Raw genomic sequence first — 24,401 nt, 5'->3', positions numbered from 1 at the left:
TCTGGTGTGGCGTCGTCCCCCGAGGGGGGTCAGCCGCCGGTGGCGCTGTGCCGGCCGGGCAGCGGGACCGGGGCGGCCTCGGGCAGCGGGGCGTCCAGGCCGGTGCCGGCCCGCAGCTCCACCTCCCGCTCGGCCATCGCGGCGCGCACGTCGGCGCCGAAGTCGCCGATGGCCTCGGCCAGGTCGCGCAGGCCCTCGGCGATCGAGCCGCCGATGCCGGCGGGGGTGATCCGCTCGGCGGCCGCGGTCAGCTTGCGGACGACGAGGGCGCCGATGGTGATGCCCATGGCCAGCCAGAACAGCCGGCGCATCAGGCGGCCCGCCGGGCGGTGCGGCGCGCGCGGCGCTCGGCCTTGTCCCGGGCGGCGGCGTCGGCGATCGCCTGGCCCTCGCGCTTCTTGCGGGCCGCGCTGCGCACGCCGTAGCTGAACGCGGCCACCTTGATCAGCGGGCTGCCCAGGGTGGCCGCCACGACGCTGGTCAGGGCGGCGACGTTGCTGGAGACGTTCGCGGCGTTGCCGGTGATGTCGTCGACCCGCTCCAGGTTGCTGTTGACGTGCGCCACCGTCGTGGAGGCCTGGCTGAGGATCGGGCCGCTCTGCTCCCGCGCCTGCCGGATGGTCAGGGTCGCCTCGTCCAGCGTGCGACCCAGCTTGAGGATCGGGACGGCGACCAGCGCCACCAGCAGCACCAGCGCCAGCGCTGCGATCAGTCCGGCCCACTCTCCTGCGGACACCCGGTCCTCCTGGTTGCTCGACTGTGTTGACCCGACGGCCCGCGCCGTCTGCGGCGGCGCGGCCGTCACCCGGCGTCCGTGGGCGCTCCGCCGGTCGCCGCCGGCGGGCGTCGGCCCGGCGGGGTCACAGTAGTCGGGGCCCCCGGCAGCCGTCCGTGCCCCGCCGGGGCTCACCGCCTGCGTCGGACGATCGCGCGCAGCTTCGCCAGCCGGGCGCCGATCGTGGCCTCCGCGCCCCGGCCGGTGGGCCGGTAGTAGTCCCGCCCGACCAGGGCGTCGGGCGGGTACTGCTGCGGCACGATCCCCTCGGGGGAGTCGTGCGGGTAGGCGTAGGTGCCGCCGTGCCCGAGCTGCCTGGCACCGGCGTAGTGGGCGTCGCGCAGGCCGGGCGGCACCGGGCCGGCCCGCCCGGCGCGGACGTCGGCCACGGACTCGCCGATCGCCACGGTGACCGCGTTCGACTTCGGCGCGGTGGCCAGGTGGACGACGGCCTGCGCCAGGGGGAAGTGGCCCGCGGGCATGCCGATGAAGGCGACCGCGTCGGCGGCGGCCACCGCGGTCTGCAGCGCCGTCGGGTCGGCCATGCCGACGTCCTCGCTGGCGGCGATGACCAGGCGGCGGGCGATGAAGCGCGGGTCCTCCCCGGCCTCGACCATGCGCGCCAGGTAGTGCAGCGCGGCGTCGACGTCGCTGCCGCGGATGGACTTGATCAGCGCGCTGGCGACGTCGTAGTGCTGGTCGCCGGACCGGTCGTAGCGCACTGCGGCCTGGGCCACCGCCGTCTCCAGGGTGGCCAGGTTCAGCACGTCGCCGCCGGCCGCCCGCGCCGCCCCGGCGCCGGACTCCAGCGCGGTCAGCGCCTTGCGCGCGTCGCCGCCGGCGATGCGCACGAGGTGCTCTTCGGCCTCGGCGGTGAGGGTGACCGCACCGGCCAGGCCGCGGTCGCTGGTCAGCGCGCGGTGCAGCACGGCGCGGACGTCGTCGTCGTCCAGCGGCTGCAGCGCCAGCACCAGGGAGCGGGACAGCAGCGGGCTCACCACGGAGAAGTACGGGTTCTCGGTGGTGGCGGCGACCAGGCTGACGATCCGGTCCTCGACCGCCGAGAGCAGGCTGTCCTGCTGGGTCTTGGAGAACCGGTGCACCTCGTCGATGAACAGCACGGTGCGCCGGCCGCCGTACGTCAGCTCCCGCCTGGCGCCCGCGATGACCGCGCGGACCTCCTTGACCCCGGAGTCGAGGGCGGAGAGCTGGACGAACTGGCGCGCGGTGGCCAGGGAGACGACGTGCGCGAGCGTGGTCTTGCCGGTGCCCGGCGGGCCGTAGAGGACCAGCGACATGGGCTCGTCGGCCTCCACCAGCCGGCGCAGCGGTGCCCGGGGCCCCAGCAGGTGGGTCTGGCCGACGACCTCGTCCAGCGAGCGGGGCCGCATCCGCACCGCCAGCGGCGCCCCCGGGTCGACGGTGCCGCCGTCCGCCACCGGCTCGTCGAACAGCGAACTCACGGGTACCGACGCTACCCGCGCGGCACGACGGCCCCGGTCGGCGAGGACGGCGGGGTCGGCCCGGCCCTCAGGATCTCCTCATGATCGCCTGAGAGTCCCCGCACACCGGGTCCCCAGGCTGCGAGGTGTCCTGAACACCTCGTCCACCGGAGGACCCCATGCCCATCAGCACCCTCTCCGCCCTGGCCGGCGCGGGCCTGACCGCCGTGCTGGCGATCGGCGTCCCCGCCACGGCCGCCGCCGGCACCGGGGCGGCCGGCACCGGTCACGTCCCGGCGACCTGCCCCTGGCTCGACGACCGGCGGGCCGCCGTCGACCTCCTGCTCGACCACCCCGAGGTCGCCGCCGTCCTCCAGGAGCTGCGGCACCTGCCGGCCACGGAGCGGTCCGCGCAGTGGGCCGCGTACCTCGAGGAGCACCCCGACGTCTCCGCCGCCGTCGAGGAGCTGCGCGCGGAGGTCCGGGAGGACGTGCTCCGCTGGGACGGCACCCGGTCCGGCGTCGTCCGCCGGGTCGTCGACGCGCTGGCCGGCCACCCCGAGCTCGCCGCCCTGCTCGAGGAGCTCCGCGACACGCCGGTGGGCGAGCGCCGGCAGCTGGTGCGCGAGCACGCGGCCGAGCACCCCGAGGTGCGGGCCGAGCTGCGGGATCTCGCCCGGGCGGCGCACCTGCACCGCGCGGCGTGCCGGCCCGGCGGCTGAGCACGGGCCCGCACGCGCCGCCCCAGCCGCGATCATCGGCACCGTGGACCCCGAGCCGCCGCCGGACGTCCTCGTCGTCGACGACGACGAGGACATCCGGGTCTCCCTGGACCGCGGCCTGCGCCTGTCCGGTTTCCGGGTGCGGCTCGCGGCGGACGGCGAGGCCGCGCTGCGCGCCGTCGAGGACCGCGCGCCCGACTGCATCGTGCTCGACGTCGGCCTGCCCGGGCGGGACGGCATCCGGGTGGTCGACACGCTGCGGCGGCGGGGCGTGCCCACCCCGGTGTGCATGCTCAGCGCCCGCACGAGCGTCGACGACCGGGTGACCGGCCTGGCCGCCGGCGCCGACGACTACCTGGTCAAGCCGTTCGCGCTCACCGAGCTGGTGGCCCGCCTGCGCGCGCTGCTGCGCCGGGTGCCCGCCGCGCCGTCCGGGGGGCTGAGCGTCGGGCCGCTGGTCGTCGACCCGGCCCGGCGCACGGCCTCGGTGGCGGGCGTCCCGGTGGAGCTCACCCGCCGCGAGTTCGACCTGGCCGAGACGCTCGCGCGCAACGCCGGCCTGGTCCTGAGCCGCGAACGGCTCCTGGAGCTGGTCTGGGGGTACGACTTCGCCGTCGACACCAACGTGGTCGACGTCTTCGTCAGCCAGCTGCGGCGCAAGCTGGAGGCCGGCGGGACCCCGCGGCTGGTGCACACCGTCCGCGGGATCGGGTTCCGGCTCGAGGCACCGGCCGGTCCCGGTGGGTGACCGGCCGGCCGGTCGCCGGCGCCCGGGGACCCGGTCGCTGCGCAGTCGGGTGGCGCTCGCGGCCGCCGTGGGTGCGGTCGTGGTCGCGCTGGTGGTGGCGGCCGTGGTGACCACGCTGCTCGGCCGCCGCGAGGTGGCCGCGCTCGACCGGCGCCTGGACCTGGTGGCCGAGGCGGTGGGGGGCCGGCTGGCCGGCCCCGGCGCCGGCACCGCGCTCGAGGCCGAGCTGCGGCCGGCCGCGGTGCGCGCGCTCGCCGACGGTCTGGTCCTCACGGTCCGGCCGGCCGACGGCGGCGTCCGCACCGCCGGGCCGGCTGCCGCGGCGCCGGCACTGCCACCGACGTCCGGGAGCGTCGTCGTGGACGGCCGGGACTACCGGGTGCGGACCGTGGCGCTGCCGGCCGGCGGCGTGCTGACCGTCGGGTTCGCGCGGGACGCGACCGACCGCACGCTCGCCGGGTTCCGCCGGGCGGCGGCGCTGCTGACGGCACTGGCCGCCACGGCCGCGGCCGGGCTGGGCTGGCTGCTGGCCGGTCCGGCGACCCGGCCGCTGCGGCTGCTGCGGCACCGGACGGCCGCCCTCGGACCCGCTCCCACGCAAGCCGAGCGGGCGGCCCTGGCCGACGGGCCGGTGGGGCGGACCGCCGAGACCGCCGACCTGGTCGAGGCGGTGCAGCACCTGCTCGACCGCGTCGAGCGGGCCCGGGCCGAGGAGGCCCGGGCGCTGCAGGCCGCGCGGGACTTCGCCGCCGCCGCCGGGCACGAGCTGCGCACGCCGCTGACCGCGATGCGGACCGACCTGGAGGTGCTGGCCGGCCACCCCGACCTGCCCGCGGACCAGCGCGCCGAGGTGCTCGCCGAGCTGCGCGGCAGCCAGGCCCGGCTGGAGGAGACGCTGATCGCGCTGTCGCACCTGGCCGCCGGCGAGCTGGCCGGGGGGCGGGACCGCGCGCCGGTCGAGCTCACCGACCTCGCCGCGCAGGCGGTGGCCGCCGCCCGCCGCTCCGCCCCGCCCGGCGTGACCGTCGACGTGCGCCTGCCGGCCGGCGAGGTCACCGTCCCCGGCTGGACCGCCGGTCTGCGGCTCGCCGTGGACAACCTGCTCGCCAACGCCCTGCGGCACGCCGGCGGCAGCCGCGTCGAGCTCTCCGTCGTCGCCGGGCCCGACCGGGTGCGGCTCGTGGTGGACGACGACGGTGCGGGGCTGCCGCCCGACGAGCGGGAGCAGGTGTTCGCCCGCTTCCACCGGGGGCGGGCGGCGACCGCCCCCGGCTCCGGCCTGGGCCTGGCGCTGGTCGCTCAGCAGGCGGGCCTGCACGGCGGGCGCGCCTGGCTCGAGGAGGGCCCCCTGGGCGGGTCCCGGGCCGTGCTGGAGCTGCCCGGCGGCCACCCCGTCGACGGACCGTGGCCGCACGGTTGCGCGGCCGCGGGCGGGGCACGACAGACCCCGTGCAGCAGCGACGCATCGGAGACCTGACCGTCAGCGCCATCGGCCTGGGGGCGATGCCCCTGTCGACCAAGGAGGACCGCCCCGCGCCGGACGAAGCCCACGCGGTGGTGCACGCCGCCCTGGACGCCGGCGTGACGCTCATCGACACCGCCGACGCATACGCGCTCGACGAGTCGGAGTTCGGCCACAACGAGGAGCTGGTCGCCGCGGCCCTGGCCTCCTACGGCGGGGACACCTCCTCGGTGCTGGTGGCCACCAAGGGCGGGCACACCCGGCGCGGCACCGACTGGGAGCTCGACGGCTCCCCCGGCTACCTGCGGACGGCGTGCGAGGCGTCGCTGCGGCGCCTCGGCGTCGACGCGATCGGCCTCTACCAGTACCACCGCCCCGACCCCGCGACGCCGTGGGAGGAGTCGATGGGCGCGCTGCGGCAGCTCGTCGACGACGGGCTGGTGCAGCGGGCGGGCATCTCCAACGCCGACGTGGCGCAGATCGACGTCGCCCGCTCGATCGTGGGCCCGGCGCTGGTGAGCGTGCAGAACCAGTTCTCGCCGGGGTGGCGCTCCTCGGCCGGTGAGCTCGCGCACTGCGCCGGGCACGGGCTGGCGTTCATCCCGTGGAGCCCGTTCGGCGGGGTGTCGTCGGCGGGGTCGCTGGGCTCGGCCGCGCCGGCGTTCGCCCGGGTCGCCGACGAGCTGGGCGTGTCGGTGTACCGGGTCACGCTGGCCTGGCACCTGGCGCAGGCCGACGTCGTCGTCCCGATCCCGGGGGCGTCGCGGGCGGCGTCGATCCAGGACTCCGCGGCCGCGACCGGCGTCGAGCTGACCCCGGAGCAGCTGGCCCGCCTCGACGCCGCCTGAGGGCCCCACGCCACCCTGCCGCCTCCCTGCGGCCTCCCTGCGGCCTCCCTGCGGCCGTGATCATCCGCAGGTGGCTGTCCCCGTCTGCGGCGCCTTCAAGCGGCTGTTGCAACGAGGAGCTCGTTGAGCTTCTCGGCGGGAGTGTGCCAGCCGAGGGTTTCGCGGGGGCGGCCGTTGAGTTCGGCGGCGACGTCGTCGAGGGCCTCTTGGGTCCAGGTGCGCAAGTCGGTGGTCGAGCGGGGGAAGTACTGGCGGAGCAAGCCGTTGGTGTTCTCGTTGCTGCCGCGCTGCCAGGGTGAGTGCGGGTCGCAGAAGAACACCGGGCAGCCGGTGGCCACAGTGAAGCCGGCGTGGCCGGCCAGCTCCGGGCCCAGGTCCCAGGCCAGCGAGCGCAGCAGGTGTTGCGGGAGGCGCTGGGCGAGGGTGGACAGGACGTCGATGACGGCCTCGGAGGCGCGGCCGCCGGGGAGCGCGCCGAGCATCACGTAGCGGGTGGAGCGCTCCACGAGGGTGACGATCGCCGAAGCGCCGCGCGCGCCGATGACCAGGTCACCTTCCCAGTGGCCGGGCACGGCCCGGTCGGCGGCCTCGGCGGGGCGGGCGGAGAGGTGGAACTGCGGGGTGGCCCAGGCCCGCGCCGAGCGCACCGCCCCACCGGGTATCCGGCGCGCGCGGCGATGGGCGCGTCCGGAGCGCAGCGCCACCTGGTCGGCCAGCTCGGCGCGCAGGCTGCCCCGGCCTTGGACGTAGATGGCCTGGTAGATCGTCTCGTGCGACACGGCCCAGCCTGCCGCGCCCGGATGCTCCCGGGGCAGGCCGTGGGCGATCTGGCGCGGTGAGTGCCGTTGCCGCAGCCGCTGGAGCACCTCCGCCCGCAGGGCCGTGCCCGGTCCCAGCTTGGCCGGCTTGGGCCGCCGCGCCCGGGCGGCTGCCCGTTCCTGAGCGCGGCCGGCCAGATAGCCCCACCGGTACAGCCCGCCCCGCCCGGCCGGGCGGGCCGTGCTGCGTCCGGCCGGGTTCTTGTGACCATGCCGATAGGAGTGGTTGCGCTGCAGCTCCCGCCACACCGTCGACCGATGCCGGCCGGTCAACACTGCGATCTGCGGGATCTCCTGGCCCGCTCGCCACAGCGCCTCGATCTGCAGGCGCTCACCTACGTCCAACCGACGTCCCGGCATCCGGCCATCACCACCACCATCGAAGGGGCGTTGCAACAACCGAATGACTACACCTGCGTGTCGGGCAGCCACCTGCCGATGATCACGGCGGTGCGCGGGCCCTCCACACCCAGCCCGCCCGTCCATAGATCCCCGCCGGGACGGGGCGGGTGCCCGCCGGTCACCCAGGGTCGGCCGGGTGTCCCTGCCCGAGACGTACACCGTCACCTCGGCCCGCGCCGCTGGGCTCACCCGCGCCCAGCTGCGGGGTCCCCGCTTCCTCCGGCTGGCCCACGACCTCTACGCGCTCCTGGACGACGCGGTCGACGAGGTGGAGCGGCTCGCGGTGCTGGCCTCCGTCCTCCCCGCGGACGCCGCGTTCGCCCACGGCACCGCGGCCGCCGTGCTGGGTGCCCACCTCGACCTCCCCCGGCGGCCGCACGTCGTCCTGACGCCGCGGCGGGTGCTGCCCCAGCGCGCCGAGCTGGTCGTGCACGCCCGCCGGCTCGCCGCCGAGGACGTCGTCCGGCACCGAGGGCTGCGACTGACCTCCGGGCCGCAGACGTTCCTCGACCTGGCTGCCGGGCTGCCCGCGCACGAGCTGGTCGCGGTCGGCGACGCTCTGATGCGCGCCGGTCACCTGCCGGCCGCCGATCTGGGGCGGCGACTGGACCGGGCCGACCGCGTACGCGGCGTCGTCCGGGCGCGGGCGTGCGCGCCGCTGCTGTCCCCGCGGTCGATGTCCCGGCCGGAGAGCCTGGTGCGGTACTGGCTGCTGACCAGCGACCTGCCCGACCCGCAGCCGCAGGTCGAGGTGCGGGACCGGGAGGGCCGGGTCGTGGCCCACGGGGACCTCGGCTACGCGCAGTGGCGGGTGCTGCTGGAGTACGAGGGCCGGCAGCACGCGGATCGGGAGCAGTTCGGCAGGGACGTCGACCGGTACTCCCTGATGGCGGCCGACGGCTGGTCGGTGCTCCGCTTCGCCGCGCGCCACGCGGAGTCGCCCACGGTCGTCGTCGACCGCACCCGCCGGACCCTGCGCAGCCGGGGCTGGCGCCCCGGCGCGGGTTGAGCGTCGGCGGGTGGTGGTCCGACACGCCGACGCGGGCAGCCACCCGCCGATGATCACGGCCGGCCGGCGTGCAGTGGCCGCGCCCGAGGTCGACGGCGCACCGTCCGCGACGGCACACCGGTGCCGGCCCGACAGCACGCTCCCCTCGCCCGCTGTTGGCCGGGAGGACACCCGGGTCCGTGACCGTCGGGCGGGTGAGTCCCCGCGCCTCCGTCACCTCCTCCGGTCTGGTGCTGGCCGCGCTGGCCGTCGCGGTGCTGCTGGTCGACGCGGCGGCCGGCGTGCTGCCCGCCGACGGCCTGGTCGCCTGGCTGACCGCCGGACGGCTGGTCGTCGCCGCGGGCCTGCTGGGCCTGCTCGTGGCCGGGACCCGCTGGCGCGACCTGCGCACCCGGCTCGACGTGCCGATCGTCCTGCTAGTGCTCGCCGCCACCGCCACGACGGTGCTCGGGCAGCACCCGTCCGCCCCGCTGCGGGCCCTCCTGACCCTGGTCGCCACCTACTACCTGGTGGTCGGGCTGCTCCGCCGGGAGCCGGGTGCGGTGCGGGGGGTGGCGCTGGCCGCGCTGGCCGGCCTGGTGCTGGTCGCCGTCACCGCCCTCGGGCAGCTCGACGACGGCCTGGCACCGTTCGGCTGCCGGACGGCGGCCTTCGCCGACGCGCCCTGCGGACCGTCGACGTGGCCCCGGACCACGGGCACCTTCGCCAACCCCAACGTGATGGCGGCCTTCGTGCTGCTCGTCGCCCCGTTGGCGGTGCTGACCCTCGACGGGCTGCGCGAGCGCGCCGGCCGGGCGGTGGTCGTGGCGCTGGTCGGCGTCGGCTACCTGGGCCTGGTGACCTCGGCGTCCCGGGCCGCGGTGCTGGGCGCCGCGCTGGGCGCGGTGGTCCTCGTGGCGGCCCGTGCCGTGGGGCGCCGGCGCGGGGGCCGGGCGGTCCTCGCCGCGCCGGTGCTCGCGCTGGCCGCCCTGGCCGCGGTCTTCGCCCTCGGGTCGGCGGTCGCGGCGTCGGTGCAGGTGCGCAACCTGGCCTGGCAGCCGGCCCTGGCCGTGGCCGCCGAGCACCCGCTGCTGGGCGTCGGCCTGGGCCGGGCCGGTGACGCCGTCAACGCCGCGGGCGACGGGCCGCTGGAGTACGCGCACGCCCACAACCTGTGGCTGAACTGGCTGGTGGAGACCGGCGTGCCCGGCCTGCTGGCCATCGGCCTGCTCACCGTCGCGGCCGTGGTCACCGGTGCGGCCGCCGCCCGTCGGGGCGACCCGGTCAGCACCGCGGCCCTGGTCGCCCTCGTCGGCGTCCTGGTGATGAGCACCGCCGACCACCCCGCCAACAACAGCCGCGTCGCCCTCGCGCTGTGGCTGGTGCTCGCCGTCCTCGCCGCCCGCGCGCCGGCCGGCTGGCGGTCCCGGCCGGCGGACGGGGCGGTGCAGACGCGGGAGACGGAGGACGCCGCCCGGGTGTCGACCATCGGCGGGTGGCGGCCCGACACGCCGGTGGGGGCAGCCACCCGCCGATGATCACGGCGGGAGGGGGCACGGCCGGGTGGGACGGACGGCCGACGCTCAGCCGGTGGGGTCGGTCGGCCCCGGGGCGCCCGGCTGGCCGGGCAGTGCCGGCTCCTCGGGCTTGGCGTCGATGCCGGCCTCCGCGCGCTGCGCGTCGGTGATCGGCGTCGGCGCGCCGGTCAGCGGGTCGAAGCCGGCACCGGTCTTGGGGAAGCCGATGACCTCGCGGATGGAGTCCACCCCGGCCAGCAGCGCGCACAGCCGGTCCCAGCCCAGCGCCGCGCCGGCGTGCGGCGGCGGGCCGTAGGCGAAGGCCTCCAGGAAGAAGCCGAACCGCTCGCGGGCCTCCTCCCGGCTCATCCCCAGGGTCTGGAACACCCGCTCCTGCAGCTCGGCGTCGGCGATCCGGACCGAGCCGCTCATGCACTCGCTGCCGTTGACCACCAGGTCGTAGGCGTCGGACAGCGCACCGGCCCGGTCCTCGGCGAACCGGTCCAGCCACTCGGGCGTGGGCGAGGTGAACGGGTGGTGCATGAACGTCCAGTCGCCGTCCTCGGTCTGCTCGAACATCGGGAAGTCGACGACGAACAGGAACGACCAGGTGCCGGGGGTGATCAGCTCCAGCCGGCGGGCGATCTCGTTGCGGGCCGCCCCGAGCAGCTCCTGCGCGGTGCGGCGGGTGCCGGCGGCGAAGAAGACGCAGTCCCCCGGGCGCGCACCGACCGCGTCGACCAGGCCCGCGCGCTCGGCCTCGGAGATGTTCTTGGCCACCGGCCCGCCGAGCGTGCCGTCCTCGGCGACGGTCACGTAGGCCAGGCCCTTGGCGCCGCGCGACCGCGCCCAGTCCTGCCAGGCGTCGAACGCCCGCCGCGGCTGCGCGCCGCCGCCGGGCATGACCACCGCGCCGACGTAGGGCGACTGGAAGACGCGGAACGGGGTGCCGGCGAAGTAGGACGTCAGCTCGGTGAGCTCCAGGCCGAAGCGCAGGTCCGGCTTGTCCGACCCGAACCGGTCCATCGCCTCGCGGTAGGTCATCCGCGGGATCTCCGGCACTGCGTACCCGGCCAGCTCCGCCCACAGCGCGCGGACGACGTCCTCGGCGACGGCGAGGACGTCGTCGCGCTCGACGAAGCTCATCTCGAAGTCCAGCTGGGTGAACTCCGGCTGGCGGTCGGCGCGGAAGTCCTCGTCGCGGAAGCAGCGGGCGATCTGGTAGTAGCGCTCCAGGCCGCCGATCATCAGCAGCTGCTTGAACAGCTGCGGGGACTGCGGCAGCGCGTACCACTTCCCCGGCTGCAGCCGCACCGGGACGACGAAGTCGCGGGCGCCCTCGGGCGTGGAGCGGGTGAGCGTCGGGGTCTCGACCTCGACGAAGCCGTGCTGCGCCATGACCCCGCGGGCGACCCGGTTGACCTCCGACCGCAGCCGCAGCGCCCGGGCGGGGCCCTGCCGGCGCAGGTCCAGGTAGCGGTACCGGTAGCGGACGTCGTCGGAGGCCGGCTGGTCGGTCTCGATCGGGAAGGGCAGCGGCGCGGACGGCGCGAGCACCCGCAGCTCGGTCGCGGCCACCTCGACCTCGCCGGTGGGCAGCTCGGGGTTCTCGTTGCCCTCGGGTCGCCGGCGCACCTCCCCGGTGACCAGCACGCAGAACTCGTTGCGCAGCGCGTGCGCCTCCTCCTCGCGGACGACGACCTGCACGTAGCCGGAGGCGTCGCGCAGGTCGACGAAGACCACGCCGCCGTGGTCGCGGCGGCGGGCGACCCAGCCGGCGAGGGTGACGGGGGAACCGGCGTCGGACGCGCGCAGCGTGCCGGCGTCGTGGGTGCGGAGCACGGGATGTTGCCTTCCGGGGTGGTGGGTGGGCGCCGACGCAGCGGGTGGGGACTACCAGCGGTCGTGGACGTGCGCGCGGACTTGCTCGTCGTAGACCCGCTCGAGGTCGGCCAGCTGGGTGTCGGTCAGCGGCGGCAGGGCGGCCGCCGCGACGTTGCCGCGGACCTGCTCGACGGTGCGGGCGCCGGGGATGACCGACGTGACGCCGGGCTGGTCGATCACCCAGCGCAGCGCGAACGCCGCGGTCGGGGCGTCCCCGGCGATCTCGGCGACCTCGCGCGCGGCGGCCAGGCCGACGTCGAACGGCACCCCGGAGAAGGTCTCCCCGACGTCGAAGGCCTCGCCGTTGCGGTTGAAGTTCCGGTGGTCGTCGGCGGCGAAGGTGGTCGTCTCGTCGTACTTGCCGGTCAGCAGCCCGCTGGCCAGCGGCACCCGGGCGAGGACGCCGACCTGCGCCTGCACCGCCGCGGGCAGCAGCTCCTCCAGCGGCTTGCGCCGGAAGACGTTGAGGATGACCTGCAGCGACTGCACGCCCGGCCGCTGCAGGGCGCGCAGCCCCTCGGCGACCGTCTCCACCGACACCCCGTAGGCGGCGATCGCGCCGTCGGCGACGAGTGCGTCCAGGGCGTCGTAGACCCGGTCGTCGTCGTAGGTCGCCGGCGGCGGGCAGTGCAGCTGGACCAGGTCCAGGGTGTCCACGCCGAGGTTGCGGCGGGAGCGGTCCACCCAGGCGCGCAGGTTCTCCGGGGTGTACTGCTCCGCGGTGAACGGGTCGGCGCGGCGGCCGGCCTTGGTCGCCACGAACGGCCGCTCCGCCCGCGGCGCGAGCGCCTTGCGGATGCGCTCCTCCGAGCGCCCGTCGCCGTAGACGTCGGCGGTGTCGAGCAGGGTCACCCCGGCGTCCAGCGCCGCGTCGAGGACGGCGGCGGCCGCGTCGTCGTCGACGTCCCCCCAGTCCGCGCCCAGCTGCCAGGTGCCCAGGCCGACGACGCTGACGTCGGCCCCCGTCCGGCCCAGCGGCCGCTGCTGCATGCTCATCGTTCGACTCCGCCCTCGTTCCGCTCCTCGGTCGCTGGCGCTCCCTGCGATGCTCGCTCGGGCGTCGTTCTCACGGTCGAAGAGGTCACCGCTCCACACTCGCACGCACCGTCTCGAACAGCTCCCCCACGGGGACCGGGCGCTGCTCCCCGGTGCGCATGTCCTTGACCTGGCCGACGCCCTCGGCCAGGTCCCGCTCGCCGATGACGACCAGGTGCGAGGCGCCCGACCGGTCGGCGGCCTTCATCGCGCCCTTGAGCCCGCGGCCGCCGTAGACGGTGTCGGCGGCGACGCCGGCCTGCCGCAGCTGACCGACCAGGCGGACGGCGAGCCGCCGGGCCTCGGCGCCCAGCGGGACGACGAACGCCTGCACGCCGGCCGCGGCACCCACGTCGAGGCCCTCGGCCTGCACCGCCAGCAGGGTGCGGTCGACGCCGACTGCGTAGCCGATGCCGGAGACGTCGGGGCCGCCGAGCGCCGCGGACAGCCCGTCGTAGCGCCCGCCGCCGCCGATCGCCGACTGCGCGCCCAGCCCGGAGTGCACGAACTCGAAGGTGGTCTTGGTGTAGTAGTCCAGCCCGCGCACCAGCCGGGGCGCCTCGGTCCAGGTCACGCCGAGGTCGGTGAGGTGCTGGCGGACGGCGTCGTAGTGCGCCCGGGTGGAGTCCGACAGGTGGTCGACCATCAGCGGGGCGTCGTCCAGCTGGGCCTGCACCTCGGGCCGCTTGTCGTCCAGCACCCGCAGCGGGTTGATCGCCGCCCGCCGGCGGGTGTCCTCGTCCAGGTCCAGCTTGTCCAGGTACGCCACCAGCAGCTCGCGGTACTGCGGCCGGCAGGTGGCGTCGCCCAGCGAGGTCAGCAGCAGCTCGAAGTCGGTGAGCCCCAGGTCGCGGAAACACTGCACGCCCAGCGCCACCACCTCGGCGTCCAGCGCCGGGTCGTCGACGCCGAGGGCCTCCATGTCGACCTGGGTGAAGTGCCGGTAGCGGCCGGCCTGCGGGCGCTCGTAGCGGAACGCCTGACCGACCGTCCACAGCTTCACCGGCAGCGCGCCGGCGTGCAGCCGGTGCTCGATGAACGCCCGCATCAGCCCGGCGGTGAGCTCCGGGCGTAGGGTGAGCGACCGGCCGCCGCGGTCGGCGAAGGTGTACATCTCCTTGGTCACGACGTCGGTGGACTCCCCGACCCCGCGGGAGAAGACGGCGGTCTCCTCGAACACCGGCGTCTCGACGTAGCCGTACCCGGCCCGCCGCAGCGGCGCGGTGAGCGTCTCGCGGACGGCGAGGAACCGCTCGGAGGCCGGCGGCAGGACGTCGAAGGTGCCCTTCGGGGCGGTGAGACCGGTCACAGCCCCCGGCCCCTCGGGGCCGCCGCCCCGGCCTGAGCCAGGTACGGGTTGGTGGCCCGCTCCCGGCCGACCGTCGTGGCCGGCCCGTGCCCGGGCAGCACCACCGTCTCGTCGTCCAGCGGCAGGACGACGTCGCGCAGCGAGCGCAGCATGTCCTCCCACGACCCGCCGGGCAGGTCCACCCGGCCGACCGAGCCCGCGAACAGCACGTCACCGGCCAGCAGGCCCGGTGCGTCCCCTAGGTCCAGGGAGAACACGACGGAGCCCTGCGTGTGCCCCGGCGCGTGCCGCACCGTCAGCTCGACCCCGGCCAGGGACAGGACGGCGCCGTCCTCCAGCGGCAGGACCTCCGCGGGGTCGGGCAGCGCCACCCCGGTGATCAGCGGCGCCAGCTGCGGGCCGTGCCAGCGGGCCGGGTCGGCGAGCATGCCGGCGTCACGCGGGTGCAGGTAGGCGGGGATGTCGTAGCCGTCGCACACCGGCAGCACCGAGAAGGTGTGGTCGAGGTGGCCGTGGGTGAGGACGACGGCCACCGGCTTCAGCCCGTCCGCGGCCAGCAGCCGGGCCAGGGGCTCGACGGCGTCCATCCCGGGGTCGACGACCACGCACTCCTGCCGGGGCCCGGGAGCGACGGCGTAGCAGTTGGTGCCGAAGGCGCCGGCCGGGAAGGAGCGGATGAGCACCCGTGCAGGTTACGCGGGCCCCCGGTGCCGCCCCGGACGCGCTGACAGGGAACGGTCAGGGCCGCCACCTAGACTCGGCAGGCCGACCGGCGGGGCCCTGACCGACCCCCGCAGCACCCGTCCCCCGCGGAGGAGTCCCACCCGTGCCGAGCAACAAGCAGCGCCGAGAGGCCGCCCAGCGGCGGCTGCAGCGCCAACTCGAGCGCCGTGCCGAGCTGGCCCGCCGGCGTCGCCGCAACGTGCTGATCGGGGTCAGCGCGGCGGTCGCGGTGCTCGTGGTCAGCGTCGTCCTGCTGGTCACCGGCATCGGCGGGGAGGACACCGACAGCGCCGCCGCGGAGCCCTCGGCCACGCCCTCGGCCGCTCCGGCGGAGCCCACCCCCGGCGTGGTCGACGGCGCTGACGGCAGCTGCGACTGGGCGCCGGCCGACACCGCCGCCAACCCGAACCTGCAGGCCGACACCGGCACCCCGCCGGTCGAGGTGACGCCGACCGGCACCACCGAGGTCGACATCACCACCAACCTGGGCCCGATCGGCCTCACGCTGGACAACGCCGGCGCCCCGTGCGCGGTGGCGAGCATGGTGTACCTGGCCGGGCAGGGTTACTACGACGACACGGTGTGCCACCGCCAGACCGACTCCGCGGGCCTGCAGGTGCTGCAGTGCGGCGACCCGAGCGGCACCGGCGCCGGCGGCCCGGCCTACGAGTTCCCCACCCAGGTCACCGGCGACGAGACCTACCCGCGCGGCACGGTGGCGATGGCCAACAGCGGCCAGGGCTTCGACGGCAGCCAGTTCTTCCTGGTCTGGGGCGACAGCCAGCTGCCGCCGTCCTACACGGTGCTCGGCACCATCGACGAGGCCGGGCTGGCCACCCTGGACACCGTCGCGGCCAACGGCAACGACGGCAGCAACGGCGCGGGTGACGGCGCGCCCACCCAGGAGGTCCGGATCCAGACGCTGACGGTCGCCGCGTGAGCCGTCGGCCGCGCGCTGCGGCCGGGCTGGCTGGGGCGTTGTTCGCGCTGGCGGCCTGCTCCGGGGGCGAGCCGGCCGGCTCGTCCACCGCGGACGGGACGGCGACCTGCGCCTGGGGCGAGGCCGAGCCCGGCAACCCGTACCTCGTCGAGGTGGACCCGCCGGCGGAGGAGGTGCCCGCCGAGGGCACCACCGACCTGCTGGTGACCACGAACCTGGGCGAGCTCACCGTGACCCTGGACCGGGCGGCCACCCCGTGCGCCGCCGCCAGCCTGGCCCACCTCGCCGGTCAGGGCTTCTTCGACGACTCGCCCTGCCACCGGCAGGTCGACGGCGAGGGGCTCAAGGTGCTGCAGTGCGGCGACCCGACCGGCACCGGCGCGGGCGGGCCCACCTACACCTCCCCGACCGAGGTGACCGGTGAGGAGACCTACCCCCGCGGCACCGTGGCGATGGCCAACAGCGGCCGGGGCGTGGACGGCAGCCAGTTCTTCCTCGTGTGGGGAGACAGCCGGCTGCCCCCGGACTACACCGTCGTCGGCACCGTCGACGAGGCCGGGCTGGCCGTGCTCGACGAGGTGGCCGAGGGCGGCAACGACGGCTCGCTGGAGCCCAGCCCCGGCGGCGGCGCCCCGACCGTGCCGGTGACCGTGGAGTCGGCCACCATCGGGTGATGGACCCCGCCGACCGCTACGCCGGCTTCCCGCCGGGCTTCTTCGACCGCGCCGACGACACCCCCGACCAGGTCTTCTACGGCCCGGTCCGGCTGGTCACGCACATCGACGACCGGGCGATCGCCGCGGTGGGCGCCCTGTACGCCGAGCTGGGCATCAACGGGTCCGCGCCGGCGCCGCGCCGGGTGCTGGACCTGATGAGCTCGTGGGTGTCGCACTTCTCCACCCCGCCGGCGGAGCTGGTGGTGCTCGGCATGAACGCCGAGGAGCTGGCGGCCAACACCGCGGCCACCCAGCGGCTGGTGCACGACCTCAACACCGACCCGCGGGTGCCGCTGCCCGACGCCGACGTGGACGCGGCCGTCTGCTGCGTGTCGATCGACTACCTCACCCGCCCGATCGAGGTGCTCACCGACGTCGGGCGGGTGCTGCGGCCCGGCGGCGCGCTGGCGATCACCTACTCCAACCGGTGCTTCCCCACCAAGGCCGTGCGCGGCTGGCTGGCCACCGACGACGAGCAGCACGGCCTGGTGGTCGCCGAGCTGGTCCGCCGCACCGGGCTGTTCGACGAGCCGCGGGTGGCGCTGCGGACCCCGCCGGGCCGCGGCGACCCGCTCTACGCGGTCACCGCCACCCGGCTGCCGACGGGCTGACCGGGGCCCCGACGCCGGCGCCGAACCGGGCCAGCAGCTCGGCCCGGATCGCCGGGCGGGAGCCGAAGACCAGCAGGAACGCCGCCTCGCGCAGCGTCCGCCCGGCGACGTCCCCGGTGCGGACGGCCCGGCTGCCGGTGGCCACGACCAGCGCGCCGGCCGCGCGGTGGGCCAGCGCGGCGGCCTCGGCGCGAGCGGCCGGCAGCTCGGCCGGGCCGGCCGCGTCCAGCCGGGCGCGCGCCGCGGCCAGCTCGCCGTCCAGCGGGGAGGCACCGACCAGCCGGGTGCAGCGCAGCACCAGCCCGAGGGCCAGCGAGCCGTTGAGCCGCAGGCCCGCGGCGTCACCGGCCAGCAGCCCGGCCAGCGGAGCCGCGTGCACCAGGCGCCCGGCGGGCACCCGGTGCCCGGTCAGCCGCAGCTCGACCGTGGCGCTGGCCGCGACGGCGAGCATCGGCTGCGGGGTCGCGGCCAGGGTCGGTCCGTCCCGGGCGTCGAGCAGCGTGAACAGCACCTCCTCGCCGTCCCGCGCGGCCACCATCAACAGGTCGACCAGGCCCCACCCGGTCACCCAGGGCACCGCGCCGTCGAGCACCAGCTCGGCGCCGTCCCGGTGCACCCGCACCGCCGGCGGGCCGGGGCGCAGCGCCGCCTGCAGGGCGATCCCGGCGCGGACCCGGCCGGCGCACAGGTCGGCGAGGTGGGCGGCGCGCAGCTCCGGCGGACCGGCCGCGGCCAGCCGGCCGACGACGCCCAGGTGCTGCAGCCAGACGAAGGTGGTCGCCAGGTCACCGGCGGCGAGCTCCTCGACCACGGCGGCCACCGTGTCGCGGTCGGCGTCCAGCCCCCCGGCGTCCGCCGGGCCGGTGAGCCCGTACAGCCCCGCGGCGGCCAGCGCGTCGAGGTGCGCCCGGGGGACGGCGCCGTCGGCCTCCACCGCCGCGGCCGCCGGCGCGAGCAGGTCGGCGGCCAGCCGGCGGGCGGCGGTGCGGACGTCGGTCACCCCGCCATCGTGCCCCGCCGGAGAACCCCTGGTGCCCCTGGTCGGCGGACACCGGCGGGTCCGGCCCGACCCGTCACCCGACCGGCCGGCCCCCGCGGCGTGGTGCCCGACCCCACCCCACAGCGCGAGGTCGGGCACCACGGAGCGAGGGCGGGGTCCGGTGGGTCCTCCGGCGGCGTGGGCCTCAGGCGGTGACGCGCTCGACGTCGAAGACGCCCTCGACGTTGCGCACCGTCTGCAGCACCGCACCCAGGTGCGCGGGGTCGGCCAGCTCAAAGGTGAACCGGCTGATCGCCACCCGGTCCCGGCTGGTCTGCACCGACGCGGACAGGATGTTCACCCGCTCGTCGGCCAGCGCCCGGGTGACGTCGGACAGCAGCCGGTGCCGGTCCAGGGCCTCCACCTGGATGGCCACCAGGAACACCGACCCGGGCTGGCTGGCCCACTCGACCTCGACCAGCCGCTCGGGCTTGCGCTCGAGGTCGGCGGCGTTGGTGCAGTCGGTGCGGTGCACGCTCACCCCGCCCCCGCGGGTGACGAAGCCGAGGACGGCGTCCCCGGGCACCGGGGTGCAGCACTTGGCGAGCTTGGCCCACACGTCGGTCATGCCGTGCACCACGATGCCCGGGTCGCCGCCGGCGGCCCGCCGGTGCACCGGGCGGCGCATCGGGATGGTGGTCTCGGCGATGTCCTCGACCGCGCCCTCGGTGCCGCCCAGGGCCGCGATGAGCTTGTCCACGACCGAGGAGGCGGAGATCTGGTTCTCCCCCACCGCGGCGTACAGCGCGGTGACGTCGGCGTGGCGCAGGTCCTTGGCCAGGGTGGACAGCGCCTCCCCGCCCATCAGCCGCTGCAGCGGCAGGCCCGCCTTGCGCATGGCCCGGGTGAGCGCCTCCTTGCCGGCCTCGACGGCGTCCTCGCGGCGCTCCTTGGTGAACCACTGCCGGATCTTGGTCCGCGCGCGGGAGGAGCCGACGAAGCTCAACCAGTCCTGCGAGGGACCGGCGGTCGGCGACTTGGAGGTGAACACCTCGACGACGTCGCCGTTGCCGAGGGTGCTGTCCAGGCTGACCAGCGTGCCGTTGACCCGCGCGCCGATGCAGCGGTGCCCGACCTCGGTGTGCACCGCGTAGGCGAAGTCGACCGGGGTGGCGCCGCCGGGCAGGCTGACCACGTCGCCCTTGGGCGTGAAGACGAAGACCTCCTGCGGGCCGAGGTCGTAGCGCAGGGTCTCCAGGAACTCCCCGGGCTCCTGCGCCTCACGCTGCCAGTCCAGCAGCTGGCGCAACCACAGCATGTCGTCCGGCGAGCCGGTCTTCGCGCCGCGGTCCCCCGGGGCGGGGCGGCCGCCGGCCCGCGCCTTCTCCTTGTACTTCCAGTGCGCGGCGATGCCGTACTCGGCGGTGCGGTGCATGTCGTGCGTGCGGATCTGCAGCTCCACCGGCTTGCCCTGCGGGCCGATCACGGTCGTGTGCAGCGACTGGTACATGTTGAACTTCGGCATCGCGACGAAGTCCTTGAAGCGGCCGGGCACCGGCTGCCAGTGCGCGTGCATGATGCCCAGCGCGGCGTAGCAGTCGCGGACGGAGTCGACCAGGATGCGGATGCCGACCAGGTCCCAGATGTCGGTGAAGTCCCGGCCGCGGACGATCATCTTCTGGTAGATCGAGTAGTAGTGCTTGGGCCGGCCGGTGACGACGGCGGCGATGCCGGCGGTCTTGAGCTGGTCGGTGACCGCGGCGGCGACCTCGGCCAGGTAGGTGTCCCGCGACGGCGCCCGCTCGGCGACCAGCCGCACGATCTCGTCGTAGCGCTTGGGGTACAGCGTGGCGAACGCGAGGTCCTCGAGCTCCCACTTGATGGTGTTCATGCCCAGCCGGTGGGCCAGCGGGGCGAGGATCTCCAGCGTCTCGCGGGCCTTCTTCTCCTGCTTCTCCGGCGGGAGGAAGCGCAGCGTGCGCATGTTGTGCAGCCGGTCGGCCAGCTTGATGACCAGCACCCGCGGGTCGCGGGCCATCGCCACGATCATCTTGCGGATGGTCTCGGCCTGCGCGGCGTCGCCGAGCTTGACCCGGTCGATCTTGGTGACGCCGTCGACCAGGTGGGCCACCTCGGGCCCGAAGGCCTCGGTGATCGAGTCCAGCGTCTGCCCGGTGTCCTCGACCGTGTCGTGCAGCAGGGCCGCGACCAGGGTGGTGGTGTCCATGCCCAGCCCGGCCAGCACGGTGGCCACCGCCAGCGGGTGGGTGATGTAGGGGTCGCCGCTCTTGCGCTTCTGCGCGGCGTGCGCCGCCTCGGCGACGTCGTACGCGCGCTGCAGCAGCGCCAGGTCGGCCTTGGGGTGGCTCTGCCGGTGCAGCACGGCCAGCGGCTCGAGCACCGGGCGCACCACCGGCGTGCGCTGCGCGGCGGCGATGCGCAGGGCCAGCCGGTCGCGCACCCGTCGCCGGGGTACGCCGGCGGGGTCCTGCTCGCCGGGTGGCTCGGAACCCACGTCGTCCGGACGGCGGACCGCGGGGCGGCTCGGCAGCGGCGGGCGCCCGGTCGCCACGGACGCCTCCTCGACGGGCGGCACGGTGTCCCCGGCGGGGAGGGCCGGGGCCGTCTCCCCCGCCGGCAGCGCGGGGACGCCGGAGCGCGCGGCGGCCACGCCGGTGACGGCGTCGGGGCCCATGGCGACTCCTGCCCGAGGTGGGTCGGTGACCTCCCCCATGCTAGCCGGGAACGCCCTGGTCCCGGCCCCATCGGGGGGTCGTCTACCTCTCAGGTGGTCCACAGCGCGTGCACCGTGTGCGGGGCCAGCCGCTGCCGCCCGCCGAGGTCGACCAACTCCACGACCACCGACACCGCCACCACGACCCCACCGAGGCCCTCGACCAGCGACACGCTGGCGGCCAGGGTGCCGCCGGTGGCCAGGACGTCGTCCACCACCAGCACCCGCTGTCCGGGGGTGATGGAGTCGGTGTGCACCTCGAGGGTCGCGTTGCCGTACTCCAGCGCGTAGTCCGCCGAGCGCCGCTCGCGGGGCAGCTTGCCGGCCTTGCGGACCGGCACCACGCCGACCCCGGCGCCCAGCGCGACCGCGGCGGCCAGCAGGAACCCGCGGGCCTCGACGCCGACCACGACGTCGAACCCGGGGCCTGCGGTACCCGCCGTGGCCAGCGCCGCCGCGCGCGGGTCGACCAGCGAGGCGGCCGCCAGCCCCTCCACCATGCGGCGGAAGGCCGGTCCGTCGGCGAACACCGGGGTCAGGTCGCGGAACACGACGCCGGGCTGCGGGAAGTCGGGGACCTCGACGGTGAGGGAGGCGATCAGCTCGTCGAGCGGCGGGCTGCCCGCGGCGGCGCCGACGCTCACCGGCGCTTCCGGCCGCCCGAGCGGCCGCCGCCCGGCTGCTGCGGGCGCGCGCCGGGCCGCGGTGCGGCGGTCGCCCCACTGCGGGTGGCGCGGGCCGGCTGCGGGCCGTCGGGCTCGCGGCGCACCGACTCCGGGGACTCCACGACCACGTCGGCCTGCACCGGGCCCAGGTCGGCCTCCCGCTCGGCGAGGGCCACCCCGGTCGCGCGGCGGGGGGCGGCGCGGCCCCGGCGGGCGCTGGCCACCGGGCCGGCACCGGCCGGGCGGCCGCTGGCCTGCCGGGCCTGCGAGGACCGGCGGGCCAGCACCCGGCGGCGCAGCGCCTGCACCTCCGGCTCGCGCTCCTTGAGGTCCGCGACGATCGGGGTGGCCAGGAAGATCGAGGAGTAGGCGCCCGCGGCCAGCCCGACGAACAGCACCAGCGCCAGGTCCTTGAGCGTCCCGACGCCGAGCAGCCCGGCGCCGACGAACAGCAGGCCGGCCACCGGCAGCAGCGCGATCACCGAGGTGTTGATCGAGCGCATGAGCGTCTGGTTGACCGCCAGGTTCGCCGCCTCGCCCCACGTCATCCGCGCCGTCCGGTCCAGGTCGCGGACGTTCTCGTCGACCTTGTCGAAGACGACGACGGTGTCGTAGAGGGAGAAGCCGAGGATGGTGAGGAACCCGATGACCGTCGAGGGGCTCACCTCGAAGCCGACCAGCGCGTAGACACCGGCGGTGAGCACGATGTCGTGCAGCAGGGCCGCGATCGCGCCGATCGCCATCTTCGGCTGGAAGCGGACGGCGAGGAAGAGCACCACCGCCACGAGGAAGACCGCGAGGGCCACCAGCGCCTGGCGGGTGATGTCCTGGCCCCACTCGGGGCTGACCGACTCGGGGCTGACCTGGCCGGGGTCGACGCCGGCGGCGCCGGCGACGGCGTCGACCACCGCGCGCTCGGTGTCGTTGTCCAGCGCGCCGGTGCGCAGCAGCAGCGTGTCGCCGCCGACGACCTGGGCCGAGGCGACGTCGGCGCCGGCGTCCTCCGCGGCGTCCTGCACCTGCTCGAGCTGCGTGGCGTCCCCGGGCAGCCGCAGGCTGTTGCCGCCGGCGAAGTCGATGCCGAAGTTGAAGCCCCGGACCACCATCGCCAGCACGCACAGCAGCAGCACCACGGCCGTGACCCGGTAGATCAGCCGGCTGCGCCCGACGACGTCCAGCCCGGCCTCGCCGTTGTACAGCCGGTGCGCCAGCGAGGCGCGGTGCTGCGGGCGGGGGGTGTCGGGCCGGCCGGCGCGGGGCAGGCCGGCCGCGGCGAGCGCGGCGTCGTCCGCGGCCGCGGCGGCGTCGTCGGTCACCGCGGCCCCGTCGGCGGCAGCCTCGTCGGCGTCGGTGCCGACCGGCAGGTCGCCGTCGTCGGGGCGGGGGTCACGGCCGGTCATGCGGGGCTCCTGTCCTGCGCGGTGCGGCCGGCGCCGGCCGCGACCAGCTCGCGGTCCGCGGTCCTGCTGCGGCCGGCGGCCGGGCGCGGCCGGTCCAGGCTGCCGCCGAGGCCGGAGACGCGGCTGCTGCTGAAGACGCGGTAGCGGGCCAGCACCGCCATCAGCGGGTGGGTGAAGAGGAAGACGACGACCAGGTCGAGCACCGTGGACATGCCCAGGGTGAACGCGAAGCCCTTGACGTCGCCGATGGCCAGCACGTAGAGGATGGCCGCGGCCAGGAAGCTGACCGCGTCGGCGGACAGGATCGTGCGCCGGGCGCGCACCCACGCCCGGGGCACCGCCGAGCGCAGGCTGCGGCCCTCCCGGATCTCGTCCTTGAGCCGCTCGAAGTACACGACGAAGGAGTCCGCGGTGATGCCGAGGGACACGATGAACCCGGCGATGCCTGCGAGGCTCAGCGTGAAGCCGATCTCGCGGCCCAGCACGACGAGGACGGCGTAGACGACCACCGCCGACAGCACCAGGCTGGCGATCATCACCAGCCCCAGCAGCCGGTAGTAGAGCAGCGCGTAGACGAACACCAGGGCGACACCGATGCCGCCGGCGATCAGGCCGGCCTGCAGCTGCTGGGCGCCGAGCTCGGTGGTGATCGTCTGGGCGGTGGCCTGGGTGAAGGTCAGCGGCAGCGCGCCGTAGCGGAGCTGGTTGGCCAGCTCCTCGGCGCTCTCCTGGTCGAAGGAACCGGTGATCGTCGTGGGGTTGCTGGTGATCGCGCCCTGGATGGTCGGCGCGGAGATGACCCGGCCGTCCAGGGTGAAGGCGACGTTGGCGCCGACGTTGGCCGCGGTGTAGGCGGCCCAGTCGGCCTCCGCCTGGTTCTGGAAGTCCAGCAGCACGACCCACTCGCCGGTGGCCGGCTCGGTGCCGGCGTTCGCGTCGGCGACCTGGGTGCCCTCGATGATCGCCGGCCCCAGCAGGTACTTGGCCGTGCCGTCCTCGGTGCACGCGGCGATGAAGCTCTCCGGCAGCGCCACCTCGGGGCTGGTGTCCCCCGGGTCGCAGGTCAGCGTGGCGTACGCCGCCGCCGCCTCCTCCTGGGTGGCCGGCGCGTCGCCCGGCTGCGGGACCGCGGGGTCGGCGGCGCCGTCGGCGGGCGCGGCCGGGTCGGTCGGCGCGGCGGGGTCGGTGGGGGCCTCGGCCGCCGGGTCCTCCGCCGCCGGGTCCTCCGCGGCCGGGTCCTCCGCGGCCGGGTCCTCCGCCGCCGGGTCCTCCGCGGCCGGGTCCTCCGCCGGCGGGGCGGCCGGTTCGGGGCCGGCGACCACCGGGCGGAAGCGCAACTGCGCGGTGGCGCCGAGCTCGCGGGCCTGCTCGCCGTCCTCCCCCGGGACGGAGATGACGATGTTGTCGTCGCCCTCGGTGACCACCTCGGCCTCGGCGACACCGAGCCCGTTCACCCGCTGCTCGATGATCTGGCGGGCCAGCTCGAGCTCGGCGGGGTCCGGCGGCTGGCCGGTCGGGGTGGCGGCGGTCAGGGTGACCGTCGTGCCGCCGCGCAGGTCCAGGCCCAGCTGCGGGGTGCGGGTGTCGCCGGTGAGGAAGACCAGGCCGTAGAGGACGGCGACGACGAGCAGGAAGGCGCCGAAGTACCGGCGCGCGGGGAGGGTGTGTCGGGCCACGGGAGGG

General features: G+C 76.2%; 22 protein-coding genes. 9 read left to right on the top strand and 13 right to left on the bottom strand.

The features are described 5' to 3' along the window. Positions 1–29: 29 nt before the first annotated feature. From RTG05_RS09370 to RTG05_RS09360, 3 genes are all read right to left on the bottom strand, one after another. Positions 30–311, bottom strand: a complete 282-nt coding sequence (locus RTG05_RS09370) for a hypothetical protein (RefSeq protein ID WP_166528411.1) — start codon at positions 309–311, stop codon at positions 30–32. Beyond that, positions 311–736, bottom strand: coding sequence for a DUF948 domain-containing protein (locus tag RTG05_RS09365; RefSeq protein WP_166528410.1), 426 nt, complete (start codon positions 734–736; stop codon positions 311–313). Before RTG05_RS09365 ends, RTG05_RS09370 begins: the two co-directional genes overlap by 1 nt. A gap of 170 nt (positions 737–906) precedes the next feature. Beyond that, a complete protein-coding gene (locus RTG05_RS09360) occupies positions 907–2,238 on the bottom strand; it encodes a replication-associated recombination protein A (protein ID WP_208104878.1) in 1,332 nt (443 codons plus the stop codon). 158 nt (positions 2,239–2,396) lie between these two features. On the opposite strand from RTG05_RS09360, the gene RTG05_RS09355 reads away from it, so the two are divergent. The 4 genes from RTG05_RS09355 to RTG05_RS09340 are packed head-to-tail and all read left to right on the top strand — an operon-like array spanning position 2,397 to position 5,997. Next, positions 2,397–2,939, top strand: coding sequence for a hemophore-related protein (locus tag RTG05_RS09355; RefSeq protein WP_166528409.1), 543 nt, complete (start codon positions 2,397–2,399; stop codon positions 2,937–2,939). Between the two features lie 43 nt (positions 2,940–2,982). After that, entirely contained in the window at positions 2,983–3,687 is a 705-nt protein-coding gene (locus RTG05_RS09350; RefSeq protein WP_208104877.1) for a response regulator transcription factor, read from the top strand. Between the two features lie 49 nt (positions 3,688–3,736). Beyond that, entirely contained in the window at positions 3,737–5,164 is a 1,428-nt protein-coding gene (locus RTG05_RS09345; protein WP_315912483.1) for a sensor histidine kinase, read from the top strand. Then, positions 5,137–5,997, top strand: a complete 861-nt coding sequence (locus tag RTG05_RS09340) for an aldo/keto reductase (protein WP_166528407.1) — start codon at positions 5,137–5,139, stop codon at positions 5,995–5,997. The genes RTG05_RS09345 and RTG05_RS09340 overlap by 28 nt, the downstream gene beginning before the upstream one ends. Positions 5,998–6,092: 95 nt before the next feature. Here RTG05_RS09340 and RTG05_RS09335 read toward each other — a convergent pair whose 3' ends face one another. Then, the gene (locus RTG05_RS09335; RefSeq protein WP_396349644.1) at positions 6,093–7,175 is read right to left on the bottom strand and encodes an IS30 family transposase; all 1,083 of its coding nucleotides are present in this window, start codon (positions 7,173–7,175) and stop codon (positions 6,093–6,095) included. A 178-nt stretch (positions 7,176–7,353) separates the two neighbouring features. On the opposite strand from RTG05_RS09335, the gene RTG05_RS09330 reads away from it, so the two are divergent. Both RTG05_RS09330 and RTG05_RS09325 read left to right on the top strand, forming a co-directional pair. Then, the gene (locus tag RTG05_RS09330; RefSeq protein WP_315912481.1) at positions 7,354–8,226 is read left to right on the top strand and encodes a DUF559 domain-containing protein; all 873 of its coding nucleotides are present in this window, start codon (positions 7,354–7,356) and stop codon (positions 8,224–8,226) included. 194 nt (positions 8,227–8,420) lie between these two features. Next, on the top strand, positions 8,421–9,743 hold the full coding sequence (locus RTG05_RS09325; RefSeq protein WP_315912480.1) for an O-antigen ligase family protein: 1,323 nt from the start codon (positions 8,421–8,423) through the stop codon (positions 9,741–9,743). A 45-nt stretch (positions 9,744–9,788) separates the two neighbouring features. Here RTG05_RS09325 and aspS read toward each other — a convergent pair whose 3' ends face one another. From aspS to RTG05_RS09305, 4 genes are all read right to left on the bottom strand, one after another. Continuing rightward, positions 9,789–11,564: an aspartate--tRNA ligase gene (gene aspS, locus RTG05_RS09320; protein ID WP_166528404.1), complete on the bottom strand. Its 1,776-nt coding sequence runs from the start codon at positions 11,562–11,564 to the stop codon at positions 9,789–9,791. 51 nt (positions 11,565–11,615) lie between these two features. Beyond that, positions 11,616–12,602 (bottom strand): aldo/keto reductase, encoded by a 987-nt coding sequence (locus RTG05_RS09315; RefSeq protein WP_315912478.1) that lies wholly within the window; start codon positions 12,600–12,602, stop codon positions 11,616–11,618. Positions 12,603–12,687: 85 nt separating this feature from the next. Further along, entirely contained in the window at positions 12,688–13,950 is a 1,263-nt protein-coding gene (gene hisS / locus RTG05_RS09310; RefSeq protein WP_166528403.1) for a histidine--tRNA ligase, read from the bottom strand. After that, positions 13,947–14,633 (bottom strand): MBL fold metallo-hydrolase, encoded by a 687-nt coding sequence (locus RTG05_RS09305; RefSeq protein WP_166528402.1) that lies wholly within the window; start codon positions 14,631–14,633, stop codon positions 13,947–13,949. Before RTG05_RS09305 ends, hisS begins: the two co-directional genes overlap by 4 nt. 143 nt (positions 14,634–14,776) lie before the next feature. Here RTG05_RS09305 and RTG05_RS09300 point away from each other — a divergent pair, with 143 nt between their 5' ends. The 3 genes from RTG05_RS09300 to RTG05_RS09290 are packed head-to-tail and all read left to right on the top strand — an operon-like array spanning position 14,777 to position 16,940. Continuing rightward, entirely contained in the window at positions 14,777–15,613 is an 837-nt protein-coding gene (locus RTG05_RS09300) for a peptidylprolyl isomerase (RefSeq protein ID WP_166528401.1), read from the top strand. Continuing rightward, positions 15,610–16,287 (top strand): peptidylprolyl isomerase, encoded by a 678-nt coding sequence (locus RTG05_RS09295; RefSeq protein WP_166528400.1) that lies wholly within the window; start codon positions 15,610–15,612, stop codon positions 16,285–16,287. Before RTG05_RS09300 ends, RTG05_RS09295 begins: the two co-directional genes overlap by 4 nt. Next, positions 16,287–16,940 carry a methyltransferase domain-containing protein gene (locus RTG05_RS09290; protein WP_166528399.1) on the top strand — a complete coding sequence of 218 codons (654 nt, stop codon included), beginning with the start codon at positions 16,287–16,289 and terminating at the stop codon, positions 16,938–16,940. The genes RTG05_RS09295 and RTG05_RS09290 overlap by 1 nt, the downstream gene beginning before the upstream one ends. On the opposite strand, the gene RTG05_RS09285 is transcribed toward RTG05_RS09290, so the two are convergent. The 5 genes from RTG05_RS09285 to secD all read right to left on the bottom strand — a co-directional run bounded on the left by RTG05_RS09285 (position 16,912) and on the right by secD (position 24,394). Beyond that, positions 16,912–17,940, bottom strand: a complete 1,029-nt coding sequence (locus tag RTG05_RS09285; protein ID WP_166528398.1) for an acyl-CoA dehydrogenase family protein — start codon at positions 17,938–17,940, stop codon at positions 16,912–16,914. The two genes, RTG05_RS09290 and RTG05_RS09285, sit on opposite strands and share 29 nt — an antisense overlap. A gap of 184 nt (positions 17,941–18,124) precedes the next feature. Beyond that, a complete protein-coding gene (locus tag RTG05_RS09280) occupies positions 18,125–20,614 on the bottom strand; it encodes a RelA/SpoT family protein (protein ID WP_166528397.1) in 2,490 nt (829 codons plus the stop codon). Between the two features lie 89 nt (positions 20,615–20,703). Next, entirely contained in the window at positions 20,704–21,297 is a 594-nt protein-coding gene (locus tag RTG05_RS09275) for an adenine phosphoribosyltransferase (protein WP_166528396.1), read from the bottom strand. After that, a complete protein-coding gene (gene secF / locus RTG05_RS09270; protein ID WP_315912476.1) occupies positions 21,294–22,718 on the bottom strand; it encodes a protein translocase subunit SecF in 1,425 nt (474 codons plus the stop codon). The genes RTG05_RS09275 and secF overlap by 4 nt, the downstream gene beginning before the upstream one ends. Further along, positions 22,715–24,394, bottom strand: a complete 1,680-nt coding sequence (gene secD, locus RTG05_RS09265) for a protein translocase subunit SecD (RefSeq protein ID WP_166528395.1) — start codon at positions 24,392–24,394, stop codon at positions 22,715–22,717. Before secD ends, secF begins: the two co-directional genes overlap by 4 nt. Positions 24,395–24,401 lie beyond the last annotated feature (7 nt).

This window comes from Geodermatophilus sp. DSM 44513 (assembly GCF_032460525.1).
Lineage (GTDB): Bacteria > Actinomycetota > Actinomycetes > Mycobacteriales > Geodermatophilaceae > Geodermatophilus.
This window is presented reverse-complemented; position numbering and strand designations above follow the sequence as displayed.

Bases quoted from the DNA above. Each gene is read 5' to 3' on its own strand.
- RTG05_RS09290 (WP_166528399.1), top strand. From the start codon at position 16,287: ATGGACCCCGCCGACCGCTACGCCGGCTTCCCGCCGGGCTTCTTCGAC.
- RTG05_RS09370 (WP_166528411.1), bottom strand. From the start codon at position 311: ATGCGCCGGCTGTTCTGGCTGGCCATGGGCATCACCATCGGCGCCCTC.
- RTG05_RS09315 (WP_315912478.1), bottom strand. From the start codon at position 12,602: ATGAGCATGCAGCAGCGGCCGCTGGGCCGGACGGGGGCCGACGTCAGC.
- secF (WP_315912476.1), bottom strand. From the start codon at position 22,718: ATGACCGGCCGTGACCCCCGCCCCGACGACGGCGACCTGCCGGTCGGC.
- RTG05_RS09355 (WP_166528409.1), top strand. From the start codon at position 2,397: ATGCCCATCAGCACCCTCTCCGCCCTGGCCGGCGCGGGCCTGACCGCC.
- RTG05_RS09335 (WP_396349644.1), bottom strand. From the start codon at position 7,175: ATGCCGGGACGTCGGTTGGACGTAGGTGAGCGCCTGCAGATCGAGGCG.
- RTG05_RS09280 (WP_166528397.1), bottom strand. From the start codon at position 20,614: ATGGGCCCCGACGCCGTCACCGGCGTGGCCGCCGCGCGCTCCGGCGTC.